Raw genomic sequence first — 10761 nt, forward strand, 5'->3', positions numbered from 1 at the left:
CCCTGACCGCACAATGAAACCGACCATGCCGCGCAGCACCGGTGGACCCGCCGAGCCATTTACCGACCCAGGCTCCTAGCTCGTGACATGGGTCAGGAACTACCCCGGCGCTGGCCGAGCTAGGAACTACCCGCCGTCGCGGCAGTCAAGGAACTACCCGCCGTCTCTGGCCGCGCGCTAACCCTGGCGTGTCAGTAGCGCAAACCTATCGAGCGCGGCACCTGGCCGCCGTCGTACTGCGGCCTGCGTCGCCGCGCGCCAACGGGTTTCGACGGTGCTGGCGGTGCAGTCAATGTGGGGTCATTCGGCCACGGTTGCTCGCCGGTTCCATGCTGGATGTACGCGCGTTCCCGCCTGGTGTGGATAGTCGAACAACTCCCGCACTCCGCACGCCCGTTGCGACCTGCGGCGTCAGTAATGCCGCCAGCGGCCACCGGCACGATATGCCCGGCGATAGTGGCGATGAATTCGCAACCGTCGTAACGCAGTTGACAGACCCGCTTGTCACGGGTCAGCACGGCGTCGCGGAATGCCTTGTGCGCGGTGCTGCTCGTGCGATTGCTGCCCCACGAGCCACCTTGCTGCACTTGCTGTTTAGCGTGCGCGGGCTGGCATTTGTCGCAACGCCTAACGCCTGCCTCGACCAGCGCGGGGCAGTCTAGGCAACGGTGTTTAGCGCGTGGCATGTTGCAACGCCGCCGCTCCGTGCTTACTGCACATGGGCACCGCGCTCCGGTCTGGCGTGGCGAGCAAGTAGGTTGCGCTGGCGTCGCAATCTGTCGCGGTGCAACGTGCGGGAGTCTTCTTGGGTAGTTTGCAAATGTGTTCCATCGCTTGCGCTTTCAGTAAGACCCAGCCCGGCGGCGCTGCTGCACAACTAGAACCGGCGGCTACTTACGTTTCGCCGTTATCGGTTCGCCCCGAGCTTTGCGCTCATCAGGCACAGCGTCGCCGAGCTGGGTTGGTTATCGGTGTGGCCCCCGGCCCGGTTGGCCGTCCGTTGTCCAGACTCCGGCGAACCGTGGCCGGGGGTCACTTGGCGCTTGCACTTCCCTTCGACACGGGGCACGAGCGCCAGGCGCGCAACCGGAGACGTTGCGCGCCTTAGCATTACTGGGCGAGGCCGGGGTCGTACGCCGCCGGATTGACAAGGGGCACTTGCAATTTGCGTCCATCGTTAACACAGTCCCGCATCCGGCGAGCATCGTTGCGGATGATGGCGGCGGACTGATGGGCCTTCGTGCGCCGAGCTACCGCCTCGCCCAGCTCGGGCACCGCCCTAACGGCAGCCTGCTCGACCACGGCGGCGTCAACGCCGAACGATGGCAGCTCGGCCACCAGGGCACCGAGCGTGTCCCGGTCCACCTCGGCGACGAGCTTGCTTGCCGCGCCGACCCTCTGCCCCTCGGGCAGCGCGGCGAGCTGACGCCCGGCGCGGTCGATGGCCCGTTGGTTGCGCAATTCCTGGGCGGCGTCGCCGGGCGTCGACAGACCTTGAAGCGCACGGGCGTAATCCTCGTCCGCCCGCTCGGCCACGTCGGCGGCGAGCCGCTCGGCGGCGTCGATGGCCCGGTTACCGGCGGCGCTATCAGCGAAGCCCTTGAGCTGCTGGTGTAACCCGTCCGGCGTGAATTGGCTGGCAACGGTTTGCACCCGGTCGAGGAATTGCCCGTGCTGCTTTTCGACTTCGCGTAACGTGTGGTACGCCTGGCCGATTGGTGTCTCGCCGGACGCCGAGGCGTTCCAGGTGACGGGCTGCGGCTCCGCTGGTGTTGTCCGTGACCCGCCGCCGAATTCGTTATTGATGTACGCCATTTAGAAACCTTCCGGTGTTGGTGTTGGTTGCGTTGGGGTGATGCGGCGAACAGGTTCGCTTCGATATCACCAGGTTTAACCCAGGTGCGCCCGTTCGGTGTCTTCCATGCTGGCAGTAGTCCGCTGTGAATCCACGCGCGGATACTGCTGTATGCCACCGGGTAACGGGAACAGGCCTCCCGTAAACCGATGAATTCGGTTGAGCCGTTCGGAATGTCAGTCATGGGGTGGGCACATCCTGCAATCGTTGTCATCGTGGCTATCCAACCGTGCGCCCTGTTCCATCAGTGCCGGAGTCGCCGCCTTCGCTCTTGTATGAGTAGGCGTTCGGCGCGACTACTGTCGAGCCGCTGCCGTCGTTCTGCCCGCCGTAGGTCTCGAGCTGGCCAGCGGGTGCGACAACGGTCCCGGCGGCTCCGGCCCCGGTGACTAGACCGGCGTCGCGCTGGGCCTGCCGGTAGGCGTTCGCCTCGGCCTGGCGCTGGGCGAACGTGTCTGTCGACCCTTGGTCGGTTCCGGCGGGAGCCGAGCTTACTTGCGTGTCAAGCACGTTGGTGCCGCCATCGACTTGATTCAAGCCAGGAAGGCCGTTGTCGAATTTTGGGAAGGCCGAAAAAATCGAGCGATTACGCGGGTTGGGGGCCATATCGGGGCTGGTCTCCTGTCGAGTGGTGACAGGGTGCGCGCCGATAGCCGGACCCTGCCGAGGGTCTACGAACTATGGTGGCTTTTCGCCGTTTTCGCGCTCGGGACGGTTTCGGGCCGTCCTGCGTTCCGCTCCGGAGTTTACCACGGGGAGTTAACACCGTGAGCGCGTGTCAACTCGTGTGAGCTAAAGCAGGCTCGCGAGGTAGGCGCGCTCCCGATAACGCAGCGCCCGTTCGCCGCTGTCGCCGCTTCCCGGTGGCCGCGTCGGCGTGACTCTGGCGAAGCCGCCGGGGCGTTGGTAAGTCAGGCCGCTTCGCTCGATGGGGTGTTGAAATTTTATTTTGCTCTCAGTCCTTCCAGGCCCCTCCGGACGCGCCGCCCGAGGCTGGCGGACGGCTGCCCCACGGCCCCCTGTAAAGAGGGGCCTAGGGAGCGTCGGACGCGGGTCATATAGAAATGGGGTTTGACCTGCGGTTTTTAAATCACAATCACGCTTCGGGAAATACACGCTAGAACGCAAAAGCGCAGGTAGATAAAACACGCATTCACGCACGCCGCCGGGCCAATCACGAAGCGTGCGTGATTGTTTCCCGGTGGCGGCGTTGCTCATCTCCCTAGACTTCGAGCGCCTCGACCGATACCCAGCGGGAAGGCTTACCGCCGCGACCGCGCTCGCCAGCGACGCGCACAAGCTCGCCTCCGTTGCCCGCGTGCCTATCGAGTGCGCGGCGTGCCTTCTCGACCTCGGCCCGGTCAGCGGAGCCGGTGAGGAACATTGCCGCCGCTACGGCGGTAACACCCTCGGAGCCGTGAGCCTTCGCCCAGTCGAGAAGGCTTAGTTTCCCGGTGGCCGCGTCGCCGGTCGGTTCGTCGCCGAGCTGGCCCGCGCGGCGTAGCTCCATCTCGCCGCCGTCGCGGTCGTGTACCAGGCGGAGCGGGCCTACCTGGTGAGCCGGTGCCTTCTCGTGCTTCAGGGTGGAAGTCTGGCCCCCAGCCTTGCCGGTGAGCTTCAGAACCGAACCGGCCCCGGCGGTAAGCCATACGCTCCCGTAGTCCTGGCCGCCCTTCGTCAGGTGGTGCAGCTCGACCAGCTCGCGGCCCGACTCGAGGAGCCGCTTACGGGCGGTGTTGTAGCCCGCTCCGGCGCGGTCCTCTGTCAAACCCAGCGCCGCATCCTTCAGGCTGTCGACCAAGACAACATCGGCGTCGTGGTAGTCGGCCAAGTCGCGCAACACGTTCGGATTCTCGGCGGCGTCGGCGGGTAGTTCGCCTTCCCAGATAACGAGCCGGTCGCCGAGCTGGGCGCGCTGTGCCGCTGTGAACTGCCGGAGCATGGACCGCTTCACCTGCTCGGGCCGGTCGAGGGCGAGATACAAAACCCGCTCGCCGTGGTCGAGCTGGCGCACGGGCTGGCCCAGCACTTCGCCGCCAAGGAGCAACGCGCGCACCAGGAGACCGGCGAGCGTGGTCTTCCCGACTCCGACGCCTGCGCAAATCAGCAGCGCCTCGCCGGAAGCCCACAGCACCGCGTTGCCGCTCCCCCAGATTGCCGCATGCGGTGCGGAAGCGGCCCCGGCGAGCATCGTCCCGGCGTCGCCGCTGCGGCCCTCGAGGGCGCTACGGGCGTAGCCCCGTGCGGCCATCCGGTCGAGTGCTTTCTTCTGCCGGTAGTCCCGCCAGGCCAGCGCAACGCCGCCGTGCGGGACAAGGCAGGCACCAAGATACGAATCATCCAGCACCGCTAGGGCGGCGGCGTGGTCGGCGTCTGCGGTCAGCTCCTCGGCCATGCATGCGAACACTTCGGCCAGCTTGTGCGCAGTGTTGTGCTGCACCGCGTCAACGGGCGACTGTTCGGCGGCCCAGACAGCCTCAAAAATCCGCTCCGCCAACCACTCGTAGTGGTTGAGCTTCGGCAGTGCCTCGGCGAGGAATTCCGCCTTACGGTTCGCCGTTGCGTGCCGCCTGACCTCTTCGGCCCATATGGTTTCGATGGCTTCCTCCTCGGTGCCGAACAAACTCCCAAGCCCGCAGTTGCGGACCAGGTCCGGTTCAACTCCGTTGTTGAACGCCGACGCGACGACGCCGCGCAAGATTTCCCGGCGGATACCGATGGGGTTAATGTGGCGCTGGTCACGGTAACGCTGGGCGTGCTTGGCCAGCTCGTGCGCAAACTCCGCTGAGCCGGTGATGATTTCATGAAAGGTGGCACCCGTGCGTAGGTCGTCGTCAAGGGTGAGGGGTGGTAATGAATCAGACATGCGATGTTTCAGCTCGTTTCGTCATCGGTCGGATTAGGTGACCGGTCGGAGCCGTTGCGTGGGTGTCGGATTGGGCTGATGACTCGCATTTTCAGGCTCTGGCTCTAACCTGGCTTGCTTCGCATACTACTGCACGTATCTAGCGTAAGTTTTGTGTCGAATTCGATTGCCGCGTAATGCCTTACGCTGCCGCTGCGATAGGTCTCCAGACCCGTAATTTCAGCCCGCCGTGCTAGACTGAGCGCGGCTGATGGACTGGCGTCTCAGGTTCTGGACTCCGACATACGAAAATGCCCCGCTGGTTTCCCGGCGGGGCATTTTCGTTTACGCGGTCAGGACTCGAGCATCTCGGACACGAGCTGCGCCGCTGTCTCGAAAGCGCCGCCGCTGGCTGCGTGGACATCGGCGGCGGTCGCGTCTCCGCTTGCCGCCGCTGCCGCTTCGGCCAGGTGCGCGTCGTGCGCCAGCGCGTCCAGCTCGTCCAGCAGTTCGCGCACGTCTTCGGCGTCGATTGCCATCGGGTTAATTTCTTTGCTTCGGTTCAGGTTTCAGGTCAGGTGAAACATTTGTGTCAGCGGCTAGGCGGCGTCATAGATGGTCACGGCGTGAACGCGCGGCGTATCTCTGCGATGGCCTGAGCCAGCCGGTCGAAATTGAATGGGACATCGTAAGCCAGGTCCACCACCGGCACGTCATGCGCGAAACACGTTCCGCGCGAGTGCGGCTTAGGCCAGCCGAGCGCGCGCGTCCGTGTCTCTACCCGGCTGCGGTGCTCGAGAATGTCGGCACCCGGCGGCACTTCTACCGACAGCTCCAACGGAATCGTGTCGGCGCTCATGCGTCGCCGCCGTACATTCCGTCACCGATGGCGCGGCGCAGGAACGCGCTGAGCGACTCGTGCGCTTCGCTGAGAATGGCGAACATGGCGAGCAATTCGCTCGGCAGGTAGTGATGCCAGCCGATTTCGAGCGGTGCGACGACAGCCTGACGCAACCGGGTCACGTCGTTAGCGGGGTCCGATTCGCGGCACTCGTCGCACAGGTCACCGTCTGCCGGGTCGTCCGGCTCGGCGGCGATGCCCTGCAGCGCGTCGCGCGCCATCGGGGTAAGTCCCGCCCATACTTCCGGCGTCATGCCCGGCGGCAGGTCGTCCGGCGGCGGGACCGGCAGCGTCCTCACGTCAGCGGTCATCAGCGGCCAGCCTTGCCGCGCAACGCTTCCCGTGCCGGTGTCAACAGCTCGGCCACGCAGCGCTCAGTTGCGGCGGCCATCAGGCCGACACCATCGCGGCGTCAAGCTCGGACAGCTTGAAGCGGACGACACGTCCGCCGAGCCGGTACGCGGTCAGGCGGCCATCAGCCTGCATGTTGCGGATAGTGCGGACGTGAACGCCGAGATACTCGGCGGCTTCGGTGGGGCTGACGAACCGGTCAGCCGGGGCGGCTTTCTTGGCCACTGTGTAACTCTCCATTTCGGGACGGGGCGGGGCGGGTGCCCTACGCTCTAGCCCGGCCGGTACTCATGGCCCAAACGATAACGGTTTGCCGCCGAATGCCTTTCAGTGTCGCGCCTTTGGTGTCATATATTGCCGTTGTCATTTCGAGCTACTCCATTTCTCGGTGTTGTGGGTAGTGGGGTCGAGGCGGTTCCTCGGCTCACTCGGCTGGCCAGCGGATTTACCGGACCGCTGGCCAGCCGGGCGGAGCCGAGCTGCTACGCGTCTCCCCCTGCGTTGTATTCGGTGCACGCCTCTAGCGGGCCGTCGTGGCTCCCGTCGTGGCTCCCGTCGTGGCTGCCGTCGTCGTCGAGGTCGTAGTCGTCGTACAGGTGGTGCGCCTTCGCGATGTCGCGTGCCTCACCGAGCGACGACACGTCGTAGTGGGTCAGCACCCATTCCAAAACCCAACGCACAGAGCCGGACTGGTGCACCTTGTGCGCTGGCATGAAGTGGCGCACCGCGTCCAGCTCTTCACCCGTGAGCGTGGCTGGTGTGCCGCAACGCAGGGCACGCGCGGCCTTAACGAGAGCGTCCAGCGTCGCGTCAAGGTCATGCTGCACCTTCTCCCCGGTCGTCCGCTCGGCCTCGAAGTTGAGGTCGTCAATGCACGCCCTGAGTCCCTCGGAGCTGTACGTGTCGTTAATCGACTCGCGCCATGAGTCGGCGTGAGTCCACTCGGTGTTCTCGCCGCCGAATGACGAAACAATCGCCTGGACCTGTTCGCCGGTCAGTGTGCGCAGGTCCAGCAGCGCGGTCCCGACCGCCTTGATTACGCGCCACTGACCGGAAAGCTCGCGACGCCAACCAGACTCCTGCCGCTCGCGGGTCATAGCCCCCGCCTGATTGCCTTCGCGGTCGATAGTGGGCATCAAACCTGCGTCGATGGCGGCGCAGCACTGGTCGTTAGCGCGGGCCGCTTCGTAGGCCTCGGTGACCAACAGCACGTCAGCGTACTCCTCGAGGTAGTCGGCCAGGTCGCCGTCGTAATCGTCGTCGGCGGACCACTGGTAGTAGCCATCGCCCCAGATGGTCGCGAACTCGATGAACGGGGCATCGAAGATTTTGACGCGAATGCTGCTGCGCCCGACGTAGTCGGCGTCGGAGTTGATGGTGACGGAAAAGACTTCGCCTCCGCCGCGCATCAGGGTTGCTACCACGCGAGCCGCGAGCCCGTGGGCGTGGTGCGCGTCGATTTCGTTCATCGTCGCGAGGATTTCCTCGGTTGTCATTGTCACTGGTTTCTCCTGGTTTCGTTGTTGTGGGTAAGTGGGCGGGTCCCGACTCACTCGGCCAGCCAACGGATTTCGGTTCGCTGGCCGCCGGGCGAGCCGGGTCTTAGTCAGGAACGACCGGGGCGAGCAGGTCGGCCAGGTCGGACTCGGCCACGCGGATTAGGCGCGAATTCAGGGCGACGGCGGGTAGCCGTTTGTCGGCGATGAGTTGCCGCACACTGCGTTTGGAGATGTTGAGCTTCTCGGCCACCTGGCCGAGGGTGAGGTATTTCGTTGGCGATAACTTGCGGGTCACACGATGCCTTCCGTTCGGTTCGGGTTGGTTCTGCCGGCTTGTTGTGCTTTGCACGCTAATGGGGCGTTGCCCGTCTCTGCAAACCCAATTCCGTTGCGCCACAACGATTGTCCGTACAGTCGCGCTAGACTGTACGTACAGGAGTTAGGCTGTGACCTGCGCAAACGGTGCCGCGTGGTGCCGCTGCGTGACATCGGTCACTTCTCGGCAGGCAGCTCGTTACGGGCCACCCTGGCCGACAAACGAGAACGCCGCCCAGGCGGACCCAGGCGGCGCTCTGCGGTTGCGGCTGTCGAGCGTTAGGCAAACCCACCGGACGCCGCCAGCTCGGCCATCCGCTCGGCCAGCTTGCGGTCCCGCTCGGCGCTCGTGCTCTGGTAAATCATCGCCGCCTGCGGGGTCGTGTGGCCCAGCCGCCCCATCAGGTCCGCCAGCGTCGCGCCAGCCTGGGCGGCCATCACCGCGCCGGTGTGGCGCATCGCGTGGAAGTTCAGCGGGAACGGGCTGCCGGTGCCGCGTCCGATGGCGTTACGCGCCTTGTCGTAATGCCGGTGAAACGTCGCATATGCCAGGTGTTGCGATTTGTCGACACCCATAGCCGGGAATAGCAGCGCGTCGGCGTCGGGTCCGGTGTGGTCTTTAAGGTGCGCGCGCACCGCTTCCAGAACATTCGAGGGAATGTTCACGTCACGAGAACCGGCGGCGGTCTTCGGCGGCCCCACAATGAACTTCCCGCCGGTGTGTGTGACACCGCGCCGAATGTGGATAACGCCGCGCTTGGCGTCGACATCGGAGCGGCGCAATTCGGTCAGCTCACCGAAACGCATCGCACACCAGGCGGCCAGAACAACCATCGCGCGGTATTGCTCGGGCATGGCGTCAACCAGCTTCGCTAATTCGCCATTCTCGGCGGGCTTGATATGCCGGGCGCGCTTCACGGAACCGGCACCCTTAATCTGGCACGGCTGAGCCAACAGTTTCCCTTCCCGCCCCGCGTCGCCGAGAATGTTGCGAAGCAGACTGTAAGACTGCGCGCGCCACGTCGGCTTGCCGGTCGCCGTTTTTGCATACCAGGCCTTGACATCATCGACGGATATTCCGTTGACCGGCAGAGCGCCGAGCTTGGGCAAAATGGCGCGGTCAAGAATGCTCCGGTACTGCGCGGCCGTCTTCGGCGTCAGGTCTGCTTTCTTGTGGCGCATCCACTGCTCGGCGTAGTCGGCCAGGGTTAACTCCGGTTTGCTTTTCGCCGGGGCGTCGGCGGCCTGCCAGGTGCCACCGATGACACGGGAACGCTCAGCGGCCAGCCAGGCGCGCGCTTCAGTCTTGGTCTTGAACGTGTGCGGCGCGGTGTGGCGGCGTCCGTCGTGCCAGTACATCGCGCGCCAATTGCCGCTCGGGAGTTGGCTGGCGGTGCCCCATGCGCCACGGTCCTGGTCGCGCCGGTTTGTTCCTCGCATTGTTGGTTTCCTTTGTCGTCAGGCGGCGTCGTGTCCCGTCGTGAACTCATCGTGAACTGCCGAGATGATTCACGCTAGCCTGAGCTTCCCCCGGCTGCAACTTGTTCCCGCAGTTCAGAGCCGTTTTCCGCTGGTCAGCAAATTGACCGATTAAAATTCAATCCCAGTATCGCGCACCAGTGTTGTTGCAGGTCAAAGCATGTTTCTGAAGCGATGGTGCGGGCCGCGTGCCAGATACGTGCCAAACATGAACGCGGTAGTGTTTGCCCGACGGCGGAAACCTTTATCAGCGTGTGAGAAGGTTCCTTACTGCTATCAAGGAAGTCAAACATCACCCGAACATCGTGAGCTACTTCTCTAGCGTGAATTGCTTGACGTCGATGTATCCCTCGCGGAATAGCTTGGCGCAGCCGGTCAGGTACTTCATGTAGCGGTCGTAGGCCTCTTGCGATTGGATCGCGATCGCCTGATCCTTGTTGGCCTTCAGGTTGGCCGCCCAGGTTTCCAGGGTCCGCGCATAGTGGGGCTGCAGCGCCTGGACCCGGGTCACCGTGAATCCTGCCTTCTTGGCACCCTCCTCGACCATTGGAGTCGACGGCAACCAGCCGCCGGGAAAGATCTCAGCCAAGATGAATTTCGAGAAATGAACCAGTTCGCGCGTCAACGAGAGGCCCAGCTGTTTGGCCTCTTTGAAGGTCAAGCGAACGATGGTGTGCAGCAGCATCACACCGTCAGCCGGCAGTGCTTCGTAGGCCATCTTGAAGAACGCGGGATAGCGTTCGAGACCGAAGTGCTCGAACGCACCGATCGAGACGATCCGGTTGACGGGCTCATGGAACCTTTCCCAGCCCTCCAGCAACACCCGCCTGGAGCGGGCGGTATCCATCTCGGCAAACATCTTCTCGACGTGGGCGGCCTGGTTCTTGGACAACGTCAAACCGACGACGTTGACGTCATACCTCTCGATGGCGCGTTTCATGGTGCCGCCCCAGCCGCAGCCGACGTCGAGCAGCGTCATAGCGGGCTGTAGACCCAGCTTGCCCAGCGCCAGATCGATCTTGGCGATCTGCGCATCTTCCAGCGTCATGTCCTCGCGCTCGAAATATGCGCAACTGTAGGTCTGGGTGGGGTCCAGGAAAAGCCGGTAGAAGTCGTCGGACAGGTCGTAGTGGTACTGGACGTCCGCGACGTTCGGCGTGAGGTCGGGTTCACTCAAGGTGCCTCCTTGTGTGATGGACGCAGATGCCATATGTCACCTCGGATCGACCCCAATTCTCCTGTCCACCGTCGCGTCCGCGTCCGCCTGCTGCTAGCAGTTCCCCCACTGAATGCCGCTACTTAACCCGTTGCAGCCGAATGTGGCCACCCGTCGTTATGTAGATCAAGTCAGTATCTGCCGAACGCAAGCGCGACGTTGTGCCCGCCGAAGAGGTTGTCCCGAGTTCCGTGGAACTTCGGTGGCGGTCCGGTGAGCATCAGGCTGCGCTCACCTGGTCATTGTGCACGACAGGTTCGGCGGTTTCGCGTTCGAGTGCAGCGCGGACTGTGGGTAGGT

11 protein-coding genes are annotated in these 10761 nt (G+C 64.1%); all 11 read right to left on the reverse strand.

Annotation, left to right across the window (positions count from 1 at the left end):
- Positions 1-1110: 1110 nt before the first annotated feature.
- Positions 1111-1815, reverse strand: a complete 705-nt coding sequence (locus ACLP9N_RS21135; RefSeq protein ID WP_442409253.1) for a hypothetical protein — start codon at positions 1813-1815, stop codon at positions 1111-1113.
- Positions 1816-2074: 259 nt separating this feature from the next.
- Complete coding sequence (locus ACLP9N_RS21140; protein WP_442409254.1) at positions 2075-2392, reverse strand: hypothetical protein; 318 nt, start codon at positions 2390-2392, stop codon at positions 2075-2077.
- 685 nt (positions 2393-3077) lie between these two features.
- On the reverse strand, positions 3078-4721 hold the full coding sequence (locus tag ACLP9N_RS21145) for an AAA family ATPase (protein ID WP_442409255.1): 1644 nt from the start codon (positions 4719-4721) through the stop codon (positions 3078-3080).
- A gap of 332 nt (positions 4722-5053) precedes the next feature.
- Positions 5054-5239 (reverse strand): hypothetical protein, encoded by a 186-nt coding sequence (locus ACLP9N_RS21150; protein WP_442409256.1) that lies wholly within the window; start codon positions 5237-5239, stop codon positions 5054-5056.
- An 80-nt stretch (positions 5240-5319) separates the two neighbouring features.
- Positions 5320-5559, reverse strand: coding sequence for a hypothetical protein (locus tag ACLP9N_RS21155; RefSeq protein ID WP_442409257.1), 240 nt, complete (start codon positions 5557-5559; stop codon positions 5320-5322).
- Positions 5556-5912: a hypothetical protein gene (locus ACLP9N_RS21160; RefSeq protein WP_442409258.1), complete on the reverse strand. Its 357-nt coding sequence runs from the start codon at positions 5910-5912 to the stop codon at positions 5556-5558. The genes ACLP9N_RS21155 and ACLP9N_RS21160 overlap by 4 nt, the downstream gene beginning before the upstream one ends.
- 79 nt (positions 5913-5991) lie before the next feature.
- A complete protein-coding gene (locus ACLP9N_RS21165; RefSeq protein ID WP_442409259.1) occupies positions 5992-6177 on the reverse strand; it encodes a helix-turn-helix transcriptional regulator in 186 nt (61 codons plus the stop codon).
- Between the two features lie 257 nt (positions 6178-6434).
- A complete protein-coding gene (locus ACLP9N_RS21170; RefSeq protein ID WP_442409260.1) occupies positions 6435-7454 on the reverse strand; it encodes a hypothetical protein in 1020 nt (339 codons plus the stop codon).
- A gap of 100 nt (positions 7455-7554) precedes the next feature.
- Entirely contained in the window at positions 7555-7746 is a 192-nt protein-coding gene (locus ACLP9N_RS21175; protein WP_442409261.1) for a helix-turn-helix domain-containing protein, read from the reverse strand.
- Between the two features lie 299 nt (positions 7747-8045).
- Positions 8046-9125: a tyrosine-type recombinase/integrase gene (locus tag ACLP9N_RS21180; RefSeq protein WP_442409262.1), complete on the reverse strand. Its 1080-nt coding sequence runs from the start codon at positions 9123-9125 to the stop codon at positions 8046-8048.
- A 430-nt stretch (positions 9126-9555) separates the two neighbouring features.
- On the reverse strand, positions 9556-10455 hold the full coding sequence (locus ACLP9N_RS21185) for a cyclopropane mycolic acid synthase family methyltransferase (protein WP_442409263.1): 900 nt from the start codon (positions 10453-10455) through the stop codon (positions 9556-9558).
- Positions 10456-10761: the final 306 nt, after the last annotated feature.

The sequence above is a fragment of the Mycobacterium sp. genome (assembly GCF_052144515.1).
Classification (GTDB): Bacteria; Actinomycetota; Actinomycetes; order Mycobacteriales; family Mycobacteriaceae; genus Mycobacterium.